The sequence below is a fragment of the Erwinia sp. PsM31 genome (genome assembly GCF_030433775.1).
Classification (GTDB): Bacteria; Pseudomonadota; Gammaproteobacteria; order Enterobacterales; family Enterobacteriaceae; genus Erwinia; species Erwinia aeris.
On the sequence record NZ_JARUWZ010000039.1, the window covers coordinates 1 to 24761 of the forward strand.

Annotated in this window: 18 protein-coding genes; 2 read left to right on the top strand and 16 right to left on the bottom strand. The window is 55.1% G+C overall.

What is annotated here, in order from left to right:
- Positions 1–200 precede the first annotated feature (200 nt).
- Positions 201–1751 carry a methyl-accepting chemotaxis protein gene (locus tag QCD69_RS20630; protein ID WP_301253391.1) on the bottom strand — a complete coding sequence of 517 codons (1551 nt, stop codon included), beginning with the start codon at positions 1749–1751 and terminating at the stop codon, positions 201–203.
- Between the two features lie 1087 nt (positions 1752–2838).
- Between QCD69_RS20630 and QCD69_RS20635 the strand changes: the two genes are divergently transcribed.
- The gene (locus tag QCD69_RS20635) at positions 2839–6426 is read left to right on the top strand and encodes a M12 family metallo-peptidase (protein WP_301253392.1); all 3588 of its coding nucleotides are present in this window, start codon (positions 2839–2841) and stop codon (positions 6424–6426) included.
- 141 nt (positions 6427–6567) lie between these two features.
- Here the strand turns inward: QCD69_RS20635 and phoH are convergent, their stop codons facing one another.
- The 9 genes from phoH to putP all read right to left on the bottom strand — a co-directional run bounded on the left by phoH (position 6568) and on the right by putP (position 14638).
- Positions 6568–7356 (bottom strand): phosphate starvation-inducible protein PhoH, encoded by a 789-nt coding sequence (gene phoH, locus QCD69_RS20640; protein ID WP_125290939.1) that lies wholly within the window; start codon positions 7354–7356, stop codon positions 6568–6570.
- Between the two features lie 549 nt (positions 7357–7905).
- Positions 7906–9183: an iron uptake transporter deferrochelatase/peroxidase subunit gene (gene efeB, locus QCD69_RS20645; RefSeq protein WP_301253393.1), complete on the bottom strand. Its 1278-nt coding sequence runs from the start codon at positions 9181–9183 to the stop codon at positions 7906–7908.
- Between the two features lie 3 nt (positions 9184–9186).
- A complete protein-coding gene (gene efeO / locus QCD69_RS20650) occupies positions 9187–10302 on the bottom strand; it encodes an iron uptake system protein EfeO (RefSeq protein WP_436830617.1) in 1116 nt (371 codons plus the stop codon).
- 33 nt (positions 10303–10335) lie between these two features.
- A complete protein-coding gene (efeU, locus tag QCD69_RS20655; RefSeq protein ID WP_253460556.1) occupies positions 10336–11163 on the bottom strand; it encodes an iron uptake transporter permease EfeU in 828 nt (275 codons plus the stop codon).
- 255 nt (positions 11164–11418) lie between these two features.
- A complete protein-coding gene (locus QCD69_RS20660; protein ID WP_253460553.1) occupies positions 11419–11775 on the bottom strand; it encodes a type II toxin-antitoxin system HicB family antitoxin in 357 nt (118 codons plus the stop codon).
- Positions 11772–12035 carry a type II toxin-antitoxin system HicA family toxin gene (locus tag QCD69_RS20665; RefSeq protein WP_125290934.1) on the bottom strand — a complete coding sequence of 88 codons (264 nt, stop codon included), beginning with the start codon at positions 12033–12035 and terminating at the stop codon, positions 11772–11774. The genes QCD69_RS20660 and QCD69_RS20665 overlap by 4 nt, the downstream gene beginning before the upstream one ends.
- 445 nt (positions 12036–12480) lie before the next feature.
- Complete coding sequence (locus QCD69_RS20670; RefSeq protein WP_253460550.1) at positions 12481–12861, bottom strand: HVO_A0114 family putative DNA-binding protein; 381 nt, start codon at positions 12859–12861, stop codon at positions 12481–12483.
- Between the two features lie 12 nt (positions 12862–12873).
- The gene (locus QCD69_RS20675; RefSeq protein WP_255416553.1) at positions 12874–13005 is read right to left on the bottom strand and encodes a hypothetical protein; all 132 of its coding nucleotides are present in this window, start codon (positions 13003–13005) and stop codon (positions 12874–12876) included.
- A 148-nt stretch (positions 13006–13153) separates the two neighbouring features.
- On the bottom strand, positions 13154–14638 hold the full coding sequence (gene putP, locus QCD69_RS20680; RefSeq protein WP_301253394.1) for a sodium/proline symporter PutP: 1485 nt from the start codon (positions 14636–14638) through the stop codon (positions 13154–13156).
- 420 nt (positions 14639–15058) lie between these two features.
- Between putP and putA the strand changes: the two genes are divergently transcribed.
- Positions 15059–19009 (top strand): trifunctional transcriptional regulator/proline dehydrogenase/L-glutamate gamma-semialdehyde dehydrogenase, encoded by a 3951-nt coding sequence (putA, locus tag QCD69_RS20685; protein ID WP_301253395.1) that lies wholly within the window; start codon positions 15059–15061, stop codon positions 19007–19009.
- A 178-nt stretch (positions 19010–19187) separates the two neighbouring features.
- Here putA and QCD69_RS20690 read toward each other — a convergent pair whose 3' ends face one another.
- The 6 genes from QCD69_RS20690 to QCD69_RS20715 form a co-directional block, all read right to left on the bottom strand.
- Positions 19188–20261: an acyltransferase family protein gene (locus QCD69_RS20690; RefSeq protein WP_301253396.1), complete on the bottom strand. Its 1074-nt coding sequence runs from the start codon at positions 20259–20261 to the stop codon at positions 19188–19190.
- A gap of 425 nt (positions 20262–20686) precedes the next feature.
- Positions 20687–21439 (bottom strand): L-cystine ABC transporter ATP-binding protein TcyN, encoded by a 753-nt coding sequence (tcyN, locus tag QCD69_RS20695; protein WP_253460538.1) that lies wholly within the window; start codon positions 21437–21439, stop codon positions 20687–20689.
- Positions 21436–22104 carry a cystine ABC transporter permease gene (tcyL, locus tag QCD69_RS20700; RefSeq protein WP_253460535.1) on the bottom strand — a complete coding sequence of 223 codons (669 nt, stop codon included), beginning with the start codon at positions 22102–22104 and terminating at the stop codon, positions 21436–21438. Before tcyL ends, tcyN begins: the two co-directional genes overlap by 4 nt.
- Entirely contained in the window at positions 22104–22907 is an 804-nt protein-coding gene (gene tcyJ / locus QCD69_RS20705; protein ID WP_125290927.1) for a cystine ABC transporter substrate-binding protein, read from the bottom strand. The genes tcyL and tcyJ overlap by 1 nt, the downstream gene beginning before the upstream one ends.
- A 65-nt stretch (positions 22908–22972) precedes the next feature.
- Positions 22973–23959 (bottom strand): D-cysteine desulfhydrase, encoded by a 987-nt coding sequence (locus QCD69_RS20710; protein ID WP_253460532.1) that lies wholly within the window; start codon positions 23957–23959, stop codon positions 22973–22975.
- Between the two features lie 208 nt (positions 23960–24167).
- Complete coding sequence (locus tag QCD69_RS20715; RefSeq protein ID WP_301253397.1) at positions 24168–24389, bottom strand: hypothetical protein; 222 nt, start codon at positions 24387–24389, stop codon at positions 24168–24170.
- Positions 24390–24761 lie beyond the last annotated feature (372 nt).

Below are 24761 nucleotides of genomic sequence, written 5' to 3' on the forward strand. Positions count from 1 at the left end.
GGAAGGGTGAGAACCCTTGACCGGGTTCGACAACCGGCTTCAGCCGGTTGGACAGATCGGACGTCCTGCGGCCGAACTGCCCGCAGGGCGAGCAAAGCGAGTCAATCCCTTCCTCATCGCCATATTCAAAGAAAAAGCCTGAACTCACGTTCAGGCTTTTTTTATGGCCAATCTCTTTTTTACCGCCTGGCCATATGGCATCAGGCAACTTTAAATACGGCAATAGCACGAGTCAGCTGCGCAGCCTGATCTTCCAGCGAAGCGGCCGCAGCGGCGGCTTCCTGCACCAGCGCGGCGTTCTGCTGGGTCACTTCGTCCATCTGGCTGACCGCAATGCTTACGTGCTCAATACCGTTGACCTGCTCGCCCGACGCTGAAAAAATCTCCGACATAATGCCGGAAACATTGCCGATGGAAGCAACGATGTCATCCATAGTTTTTCCGGCATTGGCCACCAGCTGGCTACCTTCTGTAATACGCAGGCTTGATGTTTCGATCAGCGTTTTAATTTCTTTAGCGGCTACCGCGCTTCGCTGGGCCAGCGCCCTGACTTCCGAAGCCACGACGGCAAAGCCCCGGCCCTGTTCACCAGCGCGAGCAGCTTCCACCGCGGCATTAAGCGCCAGAATGTTCGTCTGGAACGCGATGCTTTCTATCGTGCTGATGATTTCAGCCACGCTGTTCGAGCTGTCATGAATAGCGGACATGGTGGACACGACTTTTCCTACCACTGCGCCACCATGCTCCGCCACGCGTGACGCGTCAGAAGCGAGGCTGCTGGCATGTTGTGCGTTAGAAGAGTTCTGGCGCACTGTGGCGGTCAGCTGTTCCATACTGGCTGACGTTTCTTCAAGCGACGCGGCCTGCTGTTCAGTTCGGCTGGACAGATCGGTATTGCCCATAGAAACCTCTTTTGCGGCGCTATCGATAGAAGCGGCGGCGTTCTGGATCTCCGAAACGACTTTTCTTAGCTGCTCCTGCATCTCTGCAAAAGTAGCAATCAGCACGCCGGTTTCATCTTTTGACTGCGGGATCAGTACCGATGTTAAATCGCCATCCGCGATAGAGCGCGCCGCTTTAACAGCCTGGCGCAGAGGGACGGTAATCGCACGCGACAGCAAATAGCCCAGCAGAGAGGCGATAGCCAGCCCGGCAAGCGCGCCAACGATCAGGGTCAGCTTGGTTTGCGCTTCGGTAGCATCAACGGTGAGTTGCCTTTCCGCCAGTAAGCCCTTCTCTTCGGCAGCAAGTTCATCGATGATCTTCCGCATTCCGTCCATCTGCGCTTTGCCCGTGTTGGCATTAAAAGCCGCCAGAAACGTTTCATAAGAGAGCGCGCCGGTGTTCAGCGCCTGGCGATTTTTCATCAGCGGCGTAACAAAAGAGGCTTCCCACGCCTGTTCCTGCGCGGTCAGTTTGCTCAGCCTATCCTGCTGTCTTTCATTATCCGACGTCAAAGAGCGCGCCTTCTGCACGTGCTGAGAAAAGGCTTTCTGACCTTCCTGCCACGGCGCCAGCATCTCTTCTTTACCGTTTACTGCATAGCCGCGCAGCCCGGTTTCCATATTCACCAGGCTTTGGGTCAGCGATCGGCTTTCATCGATGACACGCCAGGTATGCACGTTCCAGTTATTGGAGTTTACAATGCGCGAAAAGTTAACGTAAAAAGTGCCGCACAGCAGCAGTAATAAGGCTGCCACGACGCCAAAAGCCGCTATAAATTTCGTACTGACCGAAAAGTTTTTAAACATCTTTTCCACGCTCTCAGAAGATTAAAGGTGCAAACATCGTTTCTGTTATACCCGTGCTTTATCGGCCTGCCTTTCGTAAGCTTTAGTAAATCTGCTTATTTTTTGCTGTTGAACACGCAGATATTCATATAAGTGATTAATAAAATAGTTAAAAAACAAGAATGCCGTTAAAAACAGAAAAAAAGAAAATAAAAACTCCTTTTTAATTATGATGATAGCGAGTTAATCCATAAAAAAACCGTTTCCGGTGCAAGGTGAAAAGCTTGAGCCGCGCTAAGGTATTTGCAGGAATTTTGAAAAAAGCATCAACCATAAGGATATAAAACAAAAAGGACCCGGCTGATAAGGCTGTATCCCGACCTTAGCTTTTACCCTTCAGTAAGACTGTCGCTTAACCATGGTCATGCAGTCGATCGCAGGCAGCACCACTCCGCCAGCGTGGTGCTGCCTGCGATCGACTGCTTCCAGGGATAAAACCCGATGCCGTCATCAGCAAAGCAGCAGCCTGCCTGTACGTTAATAAAATTTTACAGTTGGCGATAAGCCAAATCCAACAGGCTATATAATAAAAGTCGCGGCGGAGTTTTCCGCCCGGTATCTTTATTTTAAAAACAGCAGACCTGATACAAAATATTAACTCGATTTTTACCCGGCAAATTCTGCCATCCGCATGTCAATTTTTAACCTTGAAGAAATACGTCACCTGTAACACTATAAAACAGTCATCTTAATAGTTTAAATTTAAATTCCGCTGACCATAAGATAACCCGGAAATATTCTGGCGTAGTACCATGGGAATTTTCAGCTGACAATAAATAACGACCACCTTATAAAGGTTCTAAACGACTAATAAATAAGACCATCCGTATATAAAGCCAATAATAACTCCTTTGACTAATAGCAGGAAAACATGAAGCGAATTTTATCGCACCTTGTCAGGTGCATCACTCTTATATTATTTATGTGCGGCAGCGCCTCGCATGCAGCAGTGCTTAAGCTTGCTGTCTTACATAACACCAACGAAAAATCGATTGTATCGCACAACCGTTATTTACGTAATTTATCCGCCTCCCCCATTACGGAAAAAATGGCGCTGCTTAAGAGTACGGACAATATCCCCCCGCAGGATATTGACAGCGTCAGCCTGACGCTGCCGGATGGCGGGCACGTCACTTTTCAACGCTGGTCTGAAAAGAAAGACGAAGACGGCAGCCTCACCTGGACAGGTGAAATTGCCGCCCCTATTACCAATCGGTTATCCAACGGCAATCCCGATCCGGAAAATACGGCGATCCTGATTATCAAACAGGGCAAAATCTATGGTTCGCTAACGTTCAAAGGTGACACCTTTCAGATCCTGCCGCTGGCTCAGGAAAAAAATTCACTGGTTATTATTAAAGTGGATGCAAATAAAGTCGCTGAAAAAGAAAAGCATGACGAGGTCTTCAGCGCCCCGGAAACCAGGGTTAACTGCCCGGCACCGGGAAATTATGAGGATCCGTCCCCTTCGCAACAGGTGGTTATCCGGGTGGGTCTGGTGACCACCAATCAGTCCCGTGCGGCTTTCTCTTCATTAGATTTTGATGCGCTGGCCAAACTTGCTTTTGAAAAAGTAAATCAGGGTGCCTTAAACAGTAACGTTCGCATCACTTTTGTTAACGCTGGCGTACTGAATCCTGATTACAACGAGAAAAGTACCCAGAGCCAAATGCTGCGAGATATGAATGGCGAATTGCGCAACGCTATCCTTGCCTTCAGACAACAGCACGAGGCCGATCTGGTAGTTCTGTTGGCAGTTCGTAGAGATCTCAACGGCATAGCCTGGGTCAATGCGACCAGAGAAAGCGCTCATGCCGTAGTCAACTATCTTGCCTTCACCGAAACCAATACGTTTGCCCATGAAATGGGTCACAATATCGGGCTGCAACACGACAGAGCCCAGAATGGCGGTAACCCTTATGGTTCCCCTTGCTATCAACATGGCTACCGGCGTCTGGGCACAGGGATGGACAGATGGCGCACCATCATGGCCTACAACTGCTCCCCTAACTGTAGCCAGGTCAATATGTTTTCCAACCCGCGCGTTCTCTTCCGCAATACGCCTACCGGAACTGCACAGTATGAGGACAACGCTCGTCGGCTCAATGAACGGCGTGGAATGATCTCAAGGTTTTACAGCAACGTAACGCCGAAAGCCGTGGTGCCGGGTAATTTCAGCATCCTTTCGCGTAGCAATACTACGTTAATCCGCGAGCTGGACGGCAGATCCAGTGACGGTTACGGCCACGTCTGGAAAGTATTAAGCGACGGCCCCATGGGCTTGCAGGAAGTCCCTTCTGGTCCTGTCGTCAGAGAAATCCACAACGTCGCGAACGTCAGAGCCGCCTTCCCTGCCAACTCTTCCGGCCAGGCTGTTTATGAACTGACGGTGCATGGCTCCAACGGCCGGGTGGATAAAAAAATTGTTACCGTTACCGTTACCGCTCCACGTGCGCAAATTCAGGGTGCGGCCAGCGTTAAACAGGGCGATACCGTTACCCTGAACGGTCAGGTAAACTTTACCGCTACCCGCTGGCAGTGGCGCCTGATAAACGGCAGCCAGACGATTGCTCAAAGTACATCGCGCCAGTTTACTCTGAATACACGGGGCTATGCGCCTGGGAAATATGCGGTCGAGCTGGAAGCGACCAGCGCAGACGGTATGCATACCGGCAGAAGCACCCATGTGTTAGAGATCACCTCTACCACACCAGTCGTGAAGCCGGTTGCCGTAGTACCTGACGATTTCAGCCTTATCTCCCGTTCCACCACCGCCGCCATCCACCAGCTGGACGGCAGCAGGAGCACAGGTAAAAGTTTTGTCTGGCGGGTGACCAGCGACGGCGCTGCCGGTTTGCAGGAAGTGGCGTCAGGGCCGATCGTAAAAGAAGTACAGGGTGCCGTGGCCCGCGCCGCTTTTCCTCGCAATACCTCAGGCATAGTCACCTATGAGCTGACGGCAACCGGTTCAGACGGCTCGGTGGATAAAAAAACCGTGACCGCCACCGTGACTGCGCCGCACGCGCAGATCCAGGGCCCGGCCAGCGTTAAGCATGGCGACAGCGTAACGCTGACAGGCCAGGACAACTTTACCGCCACACACTGGCAGTGGAGCCTGAAGCAGGGTGAAAAAACCGTGGCGGAAAGCAATGCGCGCGAGTTTGTCCTTGCGACAAATAACCATGCCGCCGGTCACTATCAGGTGGTGCTTGAAGCCACCAGCGCAGACGGCCTGCGTACGGCAACCAGCACCCATGCTTTAGAGATTATCGCTCCCGAGCCTGCTGTTGTGCCGGTAGCCGTGGTGCCTGAAGACTTCAGCTTCGTATCTCGTTCTACTACCGCCACCATCCATATACTGGACGGCAGCGGAAGTACCGGGAAAAGTTTTGTCTGGCGGGTGACCAGCGACGGCCCTTCCGGCCTGCAGGAAGTGGCGTCAGGGCCGATCGTAAAAGAAGTACAGGGTGCCGTGGCCCGCGCCGCTTTTCCCCGCAACACCTCAGGCATCGTCACCTATGAGCTGACGGCAACCGGTTCAGACGGCTCGGTGGATAAAAAAACCGTGACCGTCACCGTTACTGCGCCGCACGCGCAGATCCAGGGCCCGGCCAGCGTTAAGCATGGCGACAGCGTTACGCTGACAGGCCAGGACAACTTTACCGCCACGCACTGGCAGTGGAGCCTGAAGCAGGGTGAAGAAACCGTGGCGCAGAGCAATGCGCGTGAGTTTGTCCTGGCGACAAATGACCATGCCGCCGGTCACTACCAGGTGGTGCTTGAAGCCACCAGTGCAGACGGCCTGCGTACGGCAACCAGCACCCATGCTTTAGAGATTATCGCTCCCGAGCCTGTCGTTGTGCCGGTAGCCGTGGTGCCTGAAGACTTCAGCCTCGTGTCCCGCTCCACAACCGCCACTATTCACCAGCTGGACGGCAGCAGCAGCACCGGTAAAGGTTTTATCTGGCGGGTAACCAGCGACGGCCCTTCCGGCCTGCAGGAAGTGGCGTCAGGCCCGATCGTGAGAGAAGTGCACCAGCAGAAGATAGTCAGGGCCGCTTTCCCTCGTAATGCCTCAGGAAAAGTGACCTATGAGCTTCTGGCTACCGGTACAGGCGGCGTTGTGGACAGAAAAACCGTCACCGTAACCGTGAGCGCCCCGCACGCGCAGATCCAGGGCGCGGCCAGCGTTAAACAAGGTGAAAGCATCACGTTGACGAGCCAGAGCAACTTTACCGCCAGCCACTGGCAGTGGAGCCTGAAGCAGAACGGCAAAACGCTGGCGCAGAGCACGGCGCGCGAGTTTACAATCGCGGCGCAAAATTATGCAGGCGGTCATTACCAGGTCGACCTGGAAGCAGCCAGCGCGGACGGAACGCGTTCAGCCATCAGCACTCATGCTCTGGAAATTATTTCCGTTACGCCGCCGCCGGCACCGCCAGTACCGCCAGCACCGCCAGTCTATCCGGCCTATGTGGAAGGCACAGCCTATAAAGCAGGCGAACGGGTAAGCGCAGCGGGCGGCATCTATGCCTGTAAATCGGCACCTTACACCGGCTGGTGTGCGGGCGCGGCCTGGGCCTATGCGCCGGGCACGGGCCTGCACTGGCAGCAAGCCTGGGATAAGGTGGAATAAGGCATGATACTCAGGCGTTTTTCGCCCGGGACATCCCTCTGAAAAGGGAAAAACCGGCCTCGCAGGAGGCCGGTTTTTTATTATCAAAATGAGCGGTTAATTAACTGCGTTGTCTTCAGACGATATTTACATGCACCCGTTTTAGCCGTAGGCCATCAGCGTATGCTGGCACAGCTCCGAGCGCACGCAGTCTTGTTTACCAAAACGCACTACCCCAATCATCTCGTCCTCTTTAAAGCGGGCCAGCGCGTCGCTAAGGCCGGACTGAACATGCGATGGCAAATCACATTGCGTGATATCGCCATTGACGATGACGGTGACGTTTTCCCCGAGGCGGGTCAGAAACATTTTCATCTGGGCGGCGGTGACGTTTTGCGCCTCATCAAGGATCACCACGGCGTTTTCAAAGGTACGTCCGCGCATATAGGCGAAAGGCGCAATCTCCACCTTGCCGATTTCGGGACGCAGGCAGTACTGCATAAAGGAAGAACCAAGACGTTTAACCAGAACGTCATAGACGGGTCGAAAATAAGGAGCGAACTTTTCTGCGATATTACCGGGTAAAAAGCCCAGATCTTCATCTGCCTGTAGTACCGGCCTGGTGACGATGATCCTGTCGACATCCTTATTGATCAGGGCTTCGGCCGCTTTGGCGGCGCTAATCCAGGTTTTTCCGCAGCCCGCTTCGCCGGTAGCGAAAATCAGCTGTTTACTCTCTATGGCTTTAAGATAGTGCGCCTGAGCTTCATTACGGGCCTCAATGGGCGAATGGTCGCGGGTATCGCGCGCCATGCCGATTGCGTCCAGCCCACCCATCTGCACCAGCGAGGTGACCGATTCTTCTTCACGCTGACGATGACTGCGTGAATCGCTACGAAGCACGCGCTTGGCTTCACGACGAGCTTTGATCACTGCTTTCTGTCTTCCCATAGTGGCACCTTACAGTTGGTTTCATTTCCCGCACCTGGAACGGCAGTGCGATTACGTGAACGCTTTAGAGGTTTTGCTGGCTTCCTTGTAAGCCTTGTCTGGCCGTAGAAATGGTACGCGGAGTGACGATGCCGGGCACCGGAGGGTGTTAATAAACTGGCTGAAATGGCAAAGGGAAGAGGAAGTCATTGGGGCGATAAAGCCCTCGCGCCGGGAAGCTGTCACGCTATTTGTCTGACGCTTATGTCCGTAAAAGGACTTGTCCATTCGCGATCTCCGTGTTGCACACTGGAAACAACTGACGCCTGATAATTAAATTTCAACAGATTCCTGGAATAATGCAACATTAATTTTACCTGACGGCAAGCGAAAAGTACCAAATAAGCGAACGCGTACGCGGCAGGTTAATTAGGATCCTAACAGGATCAAAGAGATAACAATTTATTTTATGCTGAGTGCGGTAATCTGAAATGTTTAACAGCCGGCTGAACGCCTCTGGTTAAAAAACAACCTCCCGCACGAGGCGCGGGCGGGAGGCTGAAGAAAGGCTCAGGCCTGAAGTAAAGCCTGCCCGAGATAATGTTTTTCGTCAATGACGCCAGGCAGCACAAAGAAATATCCGCCGCCGACGGGTTTGATATATTCCTCCAGCGCCTCGCCGTTGAGTCTTTTTTGTACGGTAAGAAAACCCTTTTCCAGGTCGTGCTGATAGCAGACAAATAACAGGCCCATCTCCAGCTGACCGGCATTGGATACGCCCAGCGAGTAGCTGTAGCCACGGCGGAGCATCAGGCTGTCCTGCGTTTGTGACGTGCGCGGGTTAGCCAGGCGAATATGCGCGTCTAACGGCGTAACGAGGCCATCGGGATCGCTGGCATAGTCCGGTACATCATGTTCGTGCGTCATTCCCAGCGGCGCGCCGCTCTGCTTCACCCGGCCAAAGATCGTTTCCTGCTCGCGCAGCGGCGTTCTGTCCCAAAACTCTACGTGGAACTGAATGATGCGCGCGGCCTGATAGCTGCCGCCGATCGCCCAGGCAGGTTCATCCTGATCCGCCGTGACCCACAGGATTTTATCCATCATCGCCGCGTCGGCCGTATCGGGATTGGCCGTGCCGTCCTTAAAGCCCAACAGATTGACTGGCGTCTCCCTGCCCTGACTGCGCGCTGCATGATCGGAGATAAAGCCTTCCCGCCGCCAGCGCACGCTCAGCAAATCCGGCGAATGCTTGATGATATCGCGCAGCGCGTGGATCACCGTATCGTTGGTATTGGCGCAGATTTGCAGCAGCAGATCGCCGTGGCACAGCCCGGCATCCAGCGCATCATTGGGAAAGCGCGTCATGGTTTGCAGCCTGCGCGGCTTTTGCGCCTGCAATCCGTAGCGATCGTCAAACAAGGCGCGGCCGACCGATACCGTAATGGTCAGATTATCCGGGTAGATATGACCGCCCAGAATGCCGGAATCCATCGGCGGCAGACGCGGATTAACCGTTTGCGGCGCTTCTCCTCCCCTGGTCAGAAAAGCGATACGGTCGGTCAGCAAACGAAATAACCGCTCCAGATCGGCCTTGTCCGTTGCCAGTACGTCAAAAGCCACCAGCATCATCGACGCCTGCTGTGGCGTGACGATCCCCGCCTGGTGCGGCCCGTGAAAAGGCTGTCTCTGCTGGCGGGCATTGGGCGACAGCGCGCCGGGCGAAAAGGCCGCCGGCGCGCCATGCGCCGGACAGCCTCCTGCTAACGCCAGCGCGCCGCCAAGGAGGCCCATCCCCTTCAGCAGACGGCGGCGTGAAGGCTGCGCCGCCTCGTCATCAGCTTGCTTCATAACTCAATCCAGCCCCAGCGTTCCGCGCAGCAGAGCGAGATCTTCCGCCAGCGCCGTGATCGGGCCTTTCATCGCAGTGCGATCGGCATCGGTAAGCTTGTCATAGGAGGCAAAGCCGTCGCCGCTGCGGTATTTCTTCAGGATAGCGTCTACCTTTTTGAAATTACCGTCGATTTTTGCCAGCAGCGCCGGATCGGCCTGTTGCAGCATCGGACGCAGCAAATTCACGATCTTCTGCGCGCCATCAACGTTGGCCTGAAAATCCCACAAATCGGTGCGGCTGTAGCGGTCTTCTTCGCCGGAGATTTTGCTGGAAGCCACTTCTTCAATCAGACCGGCCGCGCCGCCGACCACTTTACCCGGTGGAAATGCCAGTTCGCTGACCCGCTTTTGCAGCGCCTGCACGTCTGCATAAAGCCTGTCGGCATAGGTTTCCACACCTTTGGTCGAGCCGTCGCCCCACAGCGCTTTTTCCAGACGATGGAAGCCGGTGAACTTAGGATCGGCGGCTTTCTGCTCATAATCATCTTCGCGAGCGTCAATGCTGCCGTCCAGATCGGAGAACAGTTCCGCTATCGGTTCGATACGCTCATAGTGAGCGCGCGTCGGCGCATAGAGGGCTTTCGCCTTATCGATATCGCCCGCTTTTACCGCCCCGGTAAAGGCTTGCGTGCTGGTAACCAGCGCGGCGACTTCCTGCATCACGTAAGCTTTGTAGTCGGTAACAGGGCCGGTCAGCTGCATCAGCGTTGGCTGTGCGCCTGCTGCATCCTCTGCGCCCTGCACAATCAGCTTACCTTTGGGATTGCTCAACAGGCCGCAGGTCATCTCATACTCGCCCGGTTGCAGACTGGCCGTCAGCTTTTGCGTGAAGCCCGGCGCGATATTTTCGCGCTCCTCCACTACCATCACCCCTTTCAGGATCTCCCACTCCAGCCCTTTCTGGCTGTGGTTCTGGATCACAAACTGCGTTTTACCGGCTTTAACGGTAACGCTCATCGGCTCGCACTGTTTGTCGTTAACGACAATTTTTACCTGCGGCACGTCGGCAGCCTGCACGGCAGAAAAGCTGGCCAGTAACGCCGCCGCCAGCGGTAACATTGAAAAACCACGAATCATGATAAATCCCTTAAATAAGAAAGCGGAAAAGCGTTAAAGACGGACTGCCGTCGTTGGCGGGCGTCCGGGCAGGAAAAACAGGATCAGCGCAGGAATGAGATAGCAGAACCAGACCACCACTTCACTGACGCTGGGCGCTTCCTGATAGCCGAAAAGGCCTTCCAGCAGCGTGCCCATCAGCGTGCTGGTGGAGAGCACCTCGCTGAAATCGAACGCCTGGCTCTGGAAGGCGTTCCACAGTCCGGCCTCATGGAAAGCACGGATGGCGCCAGCCGCCAGGCCCGCTGCGACCAGCAGAATAAACAGGCTGGTCCAACGGAAGAAGAGCGCCATATTCAGCCGCACGCCGCCCCAGTAGATCAGCATACCCAGCACGATAGCGGTAGCGAGGCCCAGGATGGCGCCGACCGGCGGCGCAATGCCCACGTCCTGCTGGAAGGCCGCCAGCAGGAAGAACACGGACTCCAGCCCTTCCCGCGCGACGGCCAGGAAGACCATAAAAATCAGCGCCCAGCCGCCGCCTTTGCCGCGCTGCAGCGCGTTATCCACCGCGCCTTCCAGCTGCGCTTTAATATTGCGCGAGACTTTGCGCATCCAGAACACCATCCAGGTCAGAATACAAACGGCCACCACCGCCACCATGCCTTCGAACAGCTCCTGCTCTCTTTGCGGGAATTCGCCGGTGGTTTCATTAATCACATAGCCCAGCACCAGGCAGAGCGCGGCGGCGATGAAGACGCCAAGCCACATTGCGCCGAACCACTCGCTGCGCTGCGTGCGCTGTAAATAGCTGGCAATCAGGCTGACGATCAGCGCGGCTTCCAGTCCTTCGCGTAACATAATCAGGAACGGCACAAACATAGGCACCTTCAGACATATAAGGCGTTTTCACGCGGGTAAAGAAGTGTAAATCTAAACGATACCGATTATCATTATCGCCGGAAGAAATACAAGAGGCTGGACGGTTATTTTCATCGGGCGTGGCAAGGGATTAAAGGAAAATGCGCTATCAAAGGGCGTCGGAAACTTCCCTACCTGTTTATTTCTGTACCCGAAGACTATCCGAAAGGAAAGGAGCTGGTTTTGGCAGAAAGCCCCGCCTGGACGGGGCTTTTATTATGCGTGTCTGATTCGCTCTTCCAGCGTTTCAATGATGAAAGTATTTACTGACATATCGTTTTCAGCTGCCACATGACTTAATTTTTCAGCAAGCGTCTCGTTATAGCGTAAAGTAAATGTCTTCGTTTTTTCCTGTCGGGCATAAGGATCTATCCCCTCTTCCCGACAATCTTTCAGATATTCCTTTAAGGAAATTTCGCCTTCTCTCCGCAGCCCTTCTACGCTGTCAGCAACAAAATCACAATAACCACTGAGCCCCAGGAATTTGCCGCGAAACGCGTTCAGTTCAGGTACGAAGCTGACAACAACCGGCTGCCCGGCTATCTCATATTTGTTGGGTTTTGCTTTGCTCATGGTTCAATCCCTATACTTTCTAACCATTCTTTAACGCTGTTGACTGCGCCTTTGTCGGTATCAGGGGCAGGATGTGGGCGGTGGAATCTTGCGATACTGCCATTGAGTTTGAATCGGCACCGGGATCCGCTACCTTCGGTAACTTCACCACCTAAAGCCCGGATAAGCGACTCGATTTCTGCCCACTTAATGTTGGCAGGAACAGGCAGCGCAAAAATTTTAGTCAGTATGAGTTTATGCTTCTTCCTTAATGCAACCATAGCTTTATCCCTGCCATAGCTTCACTCTATGAAGTCATTTTATTAACCCTGGTTTTCGAAGTCAATTTATGAAGTCATCGAGAAGATTATTTGTAATCACGTTATTGGCCGATGACGACAGACAGTTTGGGGCTCAATCACCAACTAAAACCAATTGTCCGATCGCCTGTCTGGACGTTCGTCCGGCCCCGAAACTGATGCGTGCCGCATGTCAGGACGTTCGCCTCCCATTGATGCGTAACACGTTTATTGCAACGGCTCAGCCAGCGTATCGTCCCAGGGCCCAGGCGGTGCGCTCAGATCCGCCTTATCGCCACTGGTAGCAACTCACGTCCCGTTTTTATTCCTGTTGCGGTTTGTTTGCCGTGGGGACAGTAATTGCCACGAATCGAACAGCAGAAAATTTAAGATAACCAAATATGCGCGCCGTTGTACCGGGGCCAACTCAGGCAGCGTCGCTGGCTTTTTTGGCCGGGAAATGTGCGGTGTGGATAACGAACTCGGTGTAAAGCGCCACCGGTTTCATACAGTTTTTCCCTTTTACTTTTTTCACGAAGCCGTGTTTTTCCAGCGTCGACAGCGTGGCGGAAAGATTGCTCACCGCCCGCCCGGCCAGCCGGGCCAGCTGAGAGATGCTTTCCGGTTTCTCCCGATCCATCATATCCAGCAGCGCCAGATTTTCAGGGCTTAAAATCTGCGCTACCGCGTTTAGCGAGGAGAACCAGATTTTGGGTTCGTTTTCTTCAGGAAAGTACTCATTGCTGACAATCGCCATGACCCGCTGGCGAAACTCATTTTCTGGCATTACGCCGATCAGTGCTTTCATCATCATCCCTTTTTATCTGGTTGCTTCAGCCACGATTTTATCTACCGCGGTGAAAAAATGATCCATAATTTCATACCAGTAGCCGCAGGCATAAATATAGCGGGTGCCGTGCAGGCTCAGCAGGGTCGCTAATCCATAATCCATTTAACTCATCCTTGATTTATGAGCGGATCATAATCTTATCGCAAGAGGATGACAAGCCATGATGGCTTTATGCCGTCCTCCCTGACCAGGTTTTCCGTTCTTAAAAAAAAGGCCCGCCGAAGCGAGCCTGTCGTAGTTATCAGCGTGATTAACGCGAATGGAACTCGGCTTCGGCTGCCTCAAATCGTTTTACGGCCGCAGTGGAAGGCTTGCTGCCCACCAGGCTGAACAGCACGATGGCGATGCTGGCAAACAGGAAGCCCGGAATAATTTCATACAGATCCAGCCAGGCGTACTGTTTCCAGATCAGCACGGTAGCCGCGCCTACGATAATCCCGGCCAGCGCGCCGTTACGGGTCATGCGCTTCCATACCAGCGAGAAGATCACTACAGGCCCGAACGCCGCACCAAAGCCGGCCCAGGCGTAGCTTACCAGCCCCAGTACGCGGTTGTTCGGATTGGAGGCCAGCGCGATAGCCACGACCGCCACCAGCAACACCATCAGACGCCCTACCCATACCAGCTCACGCTGGCTGGCACCTTTACGCAGGAAGTTTTTATAGAGATCTTCCGTCAGCGCGCTGGAGCAAACCAGCAGCTGGCAGCTCAGCGTCGACATCACCGCCGCCAGGATAGCAGAAAGCAGGATACCGGCGATCCACGGATTAAACAGAATACGAGCCAGCTCGATAAAAATACGTTCGCTGTTGTCGGTGACGCCTGTTGCCTGCTCGGGATGGTTCTGGAAGTAGGCGATACCAAAGAAGCCGACCGCTACCGCACCGCCCAGGCACAGGATCATCCACGTCATGCCGATACGGCGCGCGCTGCGGATAGAGTGGTGCGAATCCGCCGCCATAAAACGCGCCAGGATATGCGGCTGACCAAAGTAGCCCAGTCCCCAGCCGAGCAGCGAGATCACCGCGACAAAGTTCAGGTTTTTCAGCATATCCATATTTTCAATGCTCTTCGCCTGGATAACCGCCAGGGAATCGCTCAGGCCGCCTACTGCAATAATAACCATCACCGGCGTCAGGATCAGAGCGAAGATCATCAGGCTCGCCTGCACGGTATCGGTCCAGCTTACGGCCAGAAAACCGCCGACAAAGGTATAGATAATAGTGGCGGCTGCGCCAGCCCACAGCGCCGTTTCGTAGCTCATGCCGAAGGTGCTTTCAAACAGGCGGGCGCCGGCTACGATGCCGGAAGCGCAATAGATAGTGAAGAAAACCAGGATGACGACCGCAGAGATAACGCGCAGGATTTTGCTTCTGTCTTCAAAACGGCTGGCGAAAAAATCGGGCAGCGTCAGCGCATTATCATGGTGTTCAGTCTGCACGCGCAGGCGCCCGGCGACGATTTTCCAGTTTAGGTAAGCGCCCAGCGTCAGGCCGATAGCAATCCAGCTTTCGGAGATGCCGGAGATGAAAATGGCGCCCGGCAGGCCCATCAGCAGCCAGCCGCTCATATCAGATGCACCGGCGGAAAGCGCGGTGACCACGCTGCCCAGACTGCGTCCTCCCAGGATATAGTCATCAAAATTTTTGGTTGAGCGCCAGGCCAAAAAGCCGATAAACACCATGCCAAGAATGTAAACGCAAAAGGTCACCATCATAGGTGTGCTTACTGTCATTCAGGTTCTCCACTTATTATTGTTAATGCGCAACCCTGCCCCGCCGCCGGAACGTTGCGGCGCCACTTTTAACCACCCAGGGCGGGGTATCCTGCCGCAAAGCACTGACGGGCACAATACTCGCCAATGGTTTAACACAATCGTTACATTAATTTCACCTTGCATCTGGAAAGAAGATTCGACAGGTTGCACTGGATCACAGTGTCACCGGTTACACCTCTCAAAAAACCTTTTCAGAACCCAGTTTTACTGCAATCTGTAAAGCTGGCCGGATTTTTGCAGCAATATCCATGCCGCTTTTTAAAAAAGCGTTTTTACACTCTGCAATCAGCCTCACATTTAACAAGGTTGCACAAAGTTGCAACTTAAGTGATATTGCTTGCCAGATCTGTTTTGACTATTTGCAAGGAGTTTTAAGGCATGGGCACAACCACTATGGGCGTTAAGCTGGACGAGGCCACGCGTGACCGCATTCGTCAGGCTGCGGGCCAGATCGATCGCACACCTCACTGGCTGATCAAACAGGCTATTTTTAACTATCTGGAACAGCTGGAGAGAGGCGACGCCCTGCCGGAATTCCCCTTGCAGGCTACGGCTCAGGAGAGCGAAGACGCGCCGGTCGAGGAGCTGCATCAGCCTTTTCTGGAGTTTGCCGAACATATTCTGCCGCAATCGGTAACCCGCTCCGCCATTACCGCCGCGTGGCGTCGCCCGGAGACGGAAGCAGTGCCGATGCTCCTTGAACAGGCACGTCTGCCGCAGCCGCTGGCGCAGCAAACCCAACGTCTTGCCCACAAGCTGGCTTCGGCGCTCAGGCACCAAAAAGGGGCAGGCGGCCGCGCCGGTATGGTGCAATCGCTGCTTCAGGAGTTTTCACTTTCTTCACAGGAAGGCGTTGCGCTGATGTGCCTGGCGGAAGCGCTGCTGCGTATTCCAGATAAGCCAACCCGTGACGCGCTGATCCGCGATAAAATCAGCAACGGCAACTGGCAGTCGCATCTGGGCCGCAGCCCTTCGATGTTTGTTAACGCCGCCACCTGGGGCCTGCTGTTTACCGGCCGCCTGGTCGCCACGCACAACGAGGCGAATTTGTCGCGCTCGCTGAACCGCATCATCGGTAAAAGCGGCGAGCCGCTGATCCGCAAAGGCGTGGATATGGCGATGCGCCTGATGGGCGAGCAGTTTGTCACTGGCGAAACCATCGCGGAAGCGCTGGCGAACGCCCGCAAGCTGGAAGAGAAAGGCTTCCGCTACTCTTACGATATGCTGGGCGAGGCCGCGCTGACGGCGAAAGACGCTGAAGCCTATCTGGTTTCCTATCAGCAGGCGATCCACGCTATCGGTAAAGCCTCCAACGGTCGCGGCATCTATGAAGGGCCGGGCATCTCCATCAAGCTTTCCGCGCTGCATCCGCGCTATAGTCGCGCGCAGTACGAGCGCGTGATGAACGAACTTTACCCCATTTTAAAATCGCTGACGCTGCTGGCACGCTCTTACGACATTGGCATCAACATCGATGCGGAAGAAGCGGATCGCCTGGAGCTGTCGCTGGATCTGCTGGAAAAACTCTGCTTTGAGCCGGAGCTGGAAGGCTGGAACGGCATCGGCTTTGTTATCCAGGCCTATCAGAAGCGCTGTCCGTTTGTGATCGACGCGCTGATCGACATGGCCCAGCGCAGCCGTCGCCGCCTGATGATCCGCCTGGTGAAAGGCGCCTACTGGGACAGCGAGATCAAGCGCGCCCAAATGGACGGCCTGGAAGGCTATCCGGTGTTCACCCGTAAGGTTTACACCGACATCTCTTATCTGGCCTGCGCCCGTAAACTGCTGGCCGTTCCGAACCTGATCTATCCGCAGTTCGCGACGCACAATGCGCATACGCTGGCGGTTATCTATCAGATGGCGGGCAATAACTACTACCCTGGTCAGTACGAGTTCCAGTGCCTGCACGGCATGGGCGAACCGCTGTACGAGCAGGTGGTCGGCAAAGTGGCGGATGGCAAGCTTAACCGCCCGTGCCGGATCTATGCACCGGTCGGCACGCACGAAACGCTGCTGGCCTACCTGGTGCGCCGCCTGCTGGAAAACGGTGCCAACACGTCGTTTGTGAACCGCATTGCCGATAACACGCTCCAGATTGAAGATCTGGTCGCCGATCCGGTCGATGAAGTGGAAAAACTGGCCCGCACCGAAGGGGCGATTGGTCTGCCGCATCCGAAGATCCCGCTGCCGCGCGATCTCTATGGCGCAACGCGTCAGAACTCCGCCGGTCTGGATCTGGCTAACGAACACCGCCTGGCTTCGCTCTCCAGCGCCCTGCTGAACAGCGCTATCCAGCCGTGGTACGCCGCGCCGGTTATCGATGGCGAAACGGAAGCCAGCGAACAGCTGCCGGTGCTCAATCCGGCGGAGCCTGCCGATATCGTGGGCTATGTGCGCCACGCTACCGGGAAAGATGTTTCGACCGCGCTGGACGCCGCCGTCAATGCCGGCCCGATTTGGTTCGCCACGCCGCCTGCCGCCCGTGCGGAGATCCTGACCCGTGCCGCCGAGCTGATGGAAGCTCAGCTACAGCGCCTGTTGGGGATCCTGGTGCGTGAGGCCGGAAAGACCTTTAACAACGCTATCGCCGAGGTACGCGAAGCGGTCGACTTCCTGCACTACTATGCAGGCCAGGTTCGCGACGATTTCGATAACGAAACGCACCGTCCGCTTGGCCCGGTGGTTTGCATCAGCCCGTGGAACTTCCCGCTGGCAATCTTCACCGGTCAAATTGCCGCAGCGCTGGCAGCAGGCAACAGCGTGCTGGCCAAGCCTGCCGAGCAGACGCCGCTGGTGGCCGCTGCCGCCGTCGCTATTCTGCATGAAGCGGGCGTGCCGGTTGGTGCCCTACAGCTGCTGCCGGGCCTGGGTGAAACCGTCGGCGCTCAGCTGACCGGCGACGACCGCGTACGCGGCGTGATGTTTACCGGGTCGACTGCCGTAGCAACGCTACTGCAACGTAATCTGGCCGGTCGTCTGGATCCGCAAGGCAGACCGACGCCGCTGATTGCGGAAACCGGCGGTATGAACACCATGATCGTGGACTCCTCCGCGCTGACGGAACAGGTAGTGGTCGATATCGTGGCTTCCGCCTTTGACAGCGCCGGTCAACGCTGCTCTGCCCTGCGTCTGCTCTGTATTCAGGATGATGTTGCCGACCACACGCTGCAAATGCTGCGCGGCGCGATGGCCGAATGCCGTATGGGCAACCCGGAGCGCCTGTCTACCGATATCGGGCCGGTGATCGACAGCGAAGCGAAAGAAAATATCGAACGCCATATTCAGGCGATGCGCAGCAAAGGCATGAAAGTGTATCAGGCGGCGTTTAACGATAAGCACGACAGCAAAGAGTGGCAGACCGGCACCTTTATTCCGCCAACGCTGATTGAGCTGGAAAACGTCGCCGATCTGGATAAGGAAATTTTCGGGCCGGTGCTGCACGTGGTGCGCTACAACCGCAGCACGCTGCCGAAAATTATTGAGCAGATCAACGCTTCCGGCTACGGCCTGACGCTGGGCGTGCATACCCGTATTGATGAAACCATCAATCAGGTCACCAGCCGCGCCAAAGTCGGCAACCTGTACGTCAACCGCAATATGGTTGGGGCCGTCGTAGGCGTCCAGCCGTTCGGTGGCGAAGGCCTGTCCGGCACCGGCCCGAAAGCGGGCGGCCCGCTCTATCTCTATCGTCTGCTCTCGCATCGCCCGGATGGCGCGCTGAAGGTTACGCTGGATCGCCAGGACGTCGAGCGTCCGGTTGATGCGGCGCTGCGTCCGGTGCTGCTGACCACTCATCAGGCGCTGACGGAGTGGGCGAAAGACAAGCCGGAGCTGGCTGCGGTCTGCAAACAGTTTGCCGAGCTGGGCCAGAGCGGCACCGTTCGCCTGCTGCCCGGCCCGACGGGCGAACGCAACACCTTTACCCTGCTGCCGCGCGAGCGCGTGGTCTGCCTGGCGGATAACGAGCAGGATGCGCTGGTGCAGCTGGCGGCGGTCACCGCCGTGGGCAGCCGCGCGCTGTGGCAGGACGATGAACTGCATCGCGCGCTGGCGAAGAAACTGCCCACAGCCGTGCAGAGCCGTATCGACTTTGCGGTCGAACCGCTGGCGCAGCATAACGAGTTTGAGGCGGTGATTTACCACGGCGATGCCGATCAGCTCAGAACAGTTTGCGAAACGGTGGCCGCTCGTGAAGGCGCGATTGTTTCCGTCCAGGGCTTTGCCCGCGGCGAAACCAATCTGCTGCTGGAACGCCTGCTGATTGAGCGCTCGCTGAGCGTCAATACCGCAGCGGCAGGCGGCAACGCCAGCCTGATGACCATCGGCTAACGCGCCCGTCGGCCTGCCCGACAGGCTTAAAGCAGCGGATTCCGTACAAGGGGCGAAGCAGTTCGCCCCTTTTTTGGTTTAGCCGCGCGGCTGACCGGAAAAAGTAGCCACCTGATGCGTTTAAAGTCATAAGAAAAAGGCCGCTAATAAGCGGCCTTCTTACGCCTGGTGTTTTCTGTCAGGCATCAACTTTGACGCGCAGCAGCCGTGGATAGATAAACAGATTTTTGCCGATGCCCCGATTAAGCAACGTCCACACGCCTACCGAACAGCCCGCGCACAGCGCCACCATTACCACCGGGAAAGCTGTCGCCCACAGCATGGAGAACGCTTTGTTAGCGAACAGCTGATGATGTTCCGCGAACAAAATGGCGGACATGCCAAAGAATTCGATAAAGATGCGGTGCAGCACGTAAATTTGCAGCGTGTTTCTGCCCAGCCAGTTTAGCCAGCCCAGCGTAAAGTAGCGATTCAGCGTCCGGCAGGCGGCGACGGAGATTAAAACAGCGAGCGCACACAGGAACAGGCTATGGGGAATACCGAGCTTAGCGTGGATCAGCGACAGCGCTATCAGCGCGGCCCAGGGAACCAGATTGCTGCGACGCCATTCGCTCCAGCGCAGCAAAGTGCTGCTGTAAAAGGTACCCAGCAGGAAGAAGATCAGATACTGCGCGACGCTTTCCGGTCCCCAGCCTGGGATGATTTTCATGACGGCGGCGTAATTCAGCAAAACCGCAATGGTCATCATCGCAAGCCGCTGCTCGCGGAACAGTTTGGCGAACACAAAAAACAGGCCAAGCGCATAAAGATACCAGGAGGAGCTCATCGCCAGCAGCATTAATTTAACCGACTCCACCGGCGTGGCCGTCCAGGCCGCGTTGGTGTTTTTGGAGAGCTGTTCGCCCATCACCTCATTGGAGACGCCCCGGATCATCAGCCATTGGATCACGCCCCAAAGGAAATAGAGATAGAAAAGATTGGTAACGCGACTGGTAAAAACCTGCTTCCATGGACGGTTAATAATGCCGTTGGTCGCCAGCAGGCCAGAGACAAAGAAAAAGGCGGGCATCCTCAGCGGCGAAAGATAATTATTAAAGGCCAGCCATAATTTAGCAGGCATAAAGCCAGCAACCAGATGGCCAATCATTTCGGCATAGCCTGGCAGGACAACATGATATAAAACCACGAGTAAAATGCAGAGGCCTTTTAAACTGTTTATCCAGGCAATATCCTGCTTTTGAGTCGTATTCATTATATTACTCCGACCGTCATAAACTGGGATAACATGAGGTAGCGATACCTCCCCGTAGCCGAGATATTTAATATTATCTGGCCCTGACCGTACGCTGACAAATATATACAATGTGGCTGCTGCTGGCCCTGAATACTTAGTCATGCCCGGCATCATGCATATTCAGAACATTCCTCTTCTCGCGAAGCGAATTTACCTTACCCTGGAAATTTGCAATAAGTTAATAAATTATTCCTCTTTTAAGAGACTGACGTCTTAAGGAACTTCTCCAAAACGAAGGCGGGTAAGGGAAAGCACAGGCGGGAGAGCTGTTTACGCAGGAAGAACGGCTATTTTATAACGAAGCGGCATGAAAGATATTTAAGAAAAAGCTTATTCAGCTGGCGCGCTGAAAATTGCCGGAATTAACCGGCAATTTTACAGGGTTATTGCGAAAGAAACTTTTCCAGGAACTGACGGGTGCGCGGGTGTTCGGGATGGCTGAACAGTGCTTTTGCGCTGCCCTGCTCCACGATGCGACCCTGATCCATAAAGATGGCGCGATCGGCAACGTCACGTGCAAAGCTCATCTCATGCGTGACGATAACCATAGTGCGCTTCTCCTGCGCCAGCGCCCTGATGGTATTGAGCACTTCGCCTACCAGCTCGGGATCCAGCGCGGAGGTCGGCTCATCGAACAGGATCACCTCCGGGCGCATCGCCAGCGCACGGGCGATAGCCACGCGCTGCTGCTGGCCGCCGGAAAGCCGACGCGGATAGCTCTCTTCCCTGCCCGCCAGCCCAACCTTCTCCAGCAGCTGACGCGCACGCGCCACCGCTTCGGCTTTTGGTTCGCCTTTCACGATGGTTGGCCCTTCAATGATGTTTTCCAGCACCGAACGATGGGGAAACAGATTAAAGTTCTGGAAAACAAAGCCTACCTGCTGGCGCAGACGGCGTACCTGCTCTTTCTGACGGTTCATGCCGGCGGCGGCATCAATACGGATATTGCCCACTTTAATGGTGCCGCTGTCCGGGGTTTCCAGCAGATTGATGCTGCGCAGCAGCGTGGTTTTGCCCGAGCCGCTTGGGCCGATTATCGCCACCACTTCGCCCGAAGCGACCTCCAGATCGATATCGTGCAGCACCGTGTGGCCGTTAAATTTCTTCACCAGCCCGCTGACTTCAATGGCGCTCATTTTGCCTCCCGATCCTGGCGGTTAACGTGGTTTTCCAGCCTGCTTTGCAGCATGGAGAGTAAAGTCGCCATCACCCAGTAAATCAGCGAAGCCGCCAGATACATGGTAAAAACTTCCAGCGTGCGCGAGGTGATCAGCTGCGCCTGGCGGAACAGCTCCGGCACCTGAATGGTGGCGGCCAGCGAGGTATCTTTCACGAGGCTGATAAAGCTGTTGCCTAACGGCGGCAGCGCGGTACGGGCGGCCTGCGGCAGAATAACCCGGCGCAGCGTCTGCCAGCGCGTCATGCCGATACTGGCCGCCGCTTCCCACTGGCCGCGCTCGATGGCGGCGATAGCACCGCGCAGCGATTCGGAAGCGTAGGCCGCCGTATTCAGCGACAGGCCAATCATGGCGGAAGGGATGGGATCCAGCTCAATGCCGAACTGCGGCAGGCCGTAGTAGATCATAAACAGCTGGGCGATCAGCGGCGTGCCGCGAAATATCGACACGTAGAAACGCGACAGCCAGGCTATGGGCCAGAAGTGGGAAAGACGCATCATCGCCAGCACGAAGCCCAGCAGCAGCCCGAAGAACATGCCGCCGATGCTGAGCTGGAGGGTGAAAAGCGCGCCTTTCAGTAAAAATGGTGCTGAATCCAGCACCAGTTGTAAACTTTCCTGCATTATTTAGTTACGTCCACGCCAAACCATTTGTCGGAAATCTTAGCCAGCGAACCGTCTTTCTGCATGTCCGCAATGGCTTTATCGACCGCCGCCAGCATTTCCGGGTTGTCTTTGCGCAGCGCCACGCCCGCTTCCTGACGAGAGAAGGCCGGGCCGGCTACCGCCAGCGTTTTACCGGTTTTCTTCACCAGGTCCAGCGCGGCCAGACGGTCAACCAGAATCGCATCAATTCGGCCAACGCGCAGATCCTGATATTTAGTTGGATCGTCGTCATAAGTACGGATATCGACGTTCTTCACGTTTTCACGCAGCCACTGCTCGTAGTTGGTGCCCAGTCCCAGCCCCACTTTTTTGCCGCTGAGATCGGCAGGCTTAGTGATGCTGTCGGCCTTATCGGCTTTGGTCAGCGCCTGGATACCGGAAACGGTATAAGGCGTAGAGAAGTCATACTTCTTTTTGCGCTCGTCGGAGATGGTGACCTGGTTGATCACCACATCGATGCGCTTTGAGTCCAGCGAGGCCAACATGCCGTCCCACTTGGTCGGTTTCAGGCTGGCCTTGACGCCCAGATGCTGTGCCAGGGCGTTGGCGAAATCGACCTCAAAACCGGCCAGTTTGCCGTTTTCGTCCTGGAAGCTGAATGGCGGATAGGTTCCTTCCAGGCCCACCAGCAGCGTGCCGCGTTCTTTTACTTTATTCAGCAGGTTTTCCGGGGCAGCAGTAGCCTTGGTGGCAACGCCAGCCACCAGCGCCAGCGACATCATTCCCGTTACCAGTTGGCGACGAACCAGAGAAAAATTCATAAGCGCTCCATGTTGAGATGCAGATTAATAGTGTGTAGTCAGCTTTCTTTCCGAAGGCCCGCGGATCACCGCAGAGGATGATAAGCAAACAGCGCCGGCGAACCACCCGTGTGAACGAACAGTAGCGGGCCTTCGCGGCGAAAACGCTTTTGTGCGATGCCGTCAATCAATCCGGCCATTACCTTGCCAGTATAGACCGGGTCCAGAAATATCCCTTCAAGCCTGGCCAACAGTTTGATCGCTTCCGTGCCCTCTTCGCTCGGCATCCCGTAGCCCGGCGCGAAATAGTCGTCCCAGAGCGTCACGGGCGCCTGCGCTGTTAGCTCAAGCTGCGCGGCGAGCGCCTGTTGAATAGCGACCACTTTAGGCTGCTGTTCAGCAACGCTGCGCGAAACGGTTACGCCAACCAGCTCGGTGTCCGGCAGCAGCTGCTCCAGTCCTACGGCGAGACCGGCATGGGTTCCGGCACTGCCGGAGGCAACAACGACAGCGGCAAAATCTACCACGCCTTCGCTCTGATGAGCAATTTCCTGAGCACATTCTACGTATCCCAGCGCGCCCAGCGCGTTGGAGCCGCCAACCGGCACTACATAAGGCCGAAAGCCCTGCGCTTCCAGCCGCGTGCATTGTTCAGCCAGCTGCGCGGCGGGATCGTGCAGCGCATCGACCATCACCACTTCCACATCCATCAGATCCAGCAGCAGGCGATTGCCGTTAGTGGCGTAATTTTCAAGATGGGTAATGCCCGGATTTTCCAGCAGCGCCACGCACTTCAGGCCCAGCTTTGCGGCCACGGCGGCGGTTTGACGGACATGGTTAGACTGGATAGCGCCGGCGGTCAGCAGCACGTCCGCGCCCTGGCGCAGCGCATCCGCCGCCAGGAACTCAAGCTTGCGCAGTTTGTTGCCGCCCAGGGCTACGGGCGTGAAGTCGTCGCGTTTGATAAAAATATCGCGCCCCAGATAGTCGGAAAGACGAGGCAGATGCTCAAGCGGCGTCGGCGCGCCAAGCAGTTCCAGCCGGGGAAATGAGTGTAAAAGATGTAAGGACAACGTAGCCTCCACAGCAGCAAAAAGTCATCCTTACTGTTGCGAAGGCAAGGATAACATATTGAAAAAAAAATGGTTTTAAGCCAATACCACACACTGACTATATAAAAAAAACCCGCTTCCAGGCGGGCTTGTATATTATAAGCTATCAGGGATCGCAAAGCGCTAACGCTCTCCTCTCAACAGTCCAGGTCCAGGTGAAAGCAAAGCGCTAACGCTCTCCTCTCAGCAGTCCGAGTCCAAGTGAAAGCAGGTATCCCAAAACAAAGAAGCCGACAAAGCCAACTGTTTTCATTACACCACCCTCCAGCAGAAACAACGACAAAAAAGCAGCTATTGAGCAAAGTCCGGTAATCATGGCCTCAAGAAAATGAGAAGCGCCCCAGCTGGCAATTTTGCCCAATTTACTTAGCGAGGATTTTGCAGAGTTCATGCTGAACCGCCTTACAAATCATTGGGCTACTGTTGATATATTTCAGATAAGGTTCAAGCGCTGGCTCGACCAAAAAATAAACCATATCAAGATTTTCATCAGATGCCAGGTTCTGATTACGCCGTCATACATCCCAGAAGGTACTGACGAGATACCCTCAACTACCCCACGGGCAATAGATTTTGCATCCATACATTTTCCCTTTCGTCCAATAAACCGTGTCAAGAATAACTAACAGGGATAGCTATTTCTATCCGTAAGGTATTTCAGCTCCTTAAAGAATAATAATTTTTTTAACGTATAGTTTTAATTTAAAAAACTAATCGCCCCTGCATATTCTCCCTCTTGAAATTTCATTCAAATTGCGAAAAA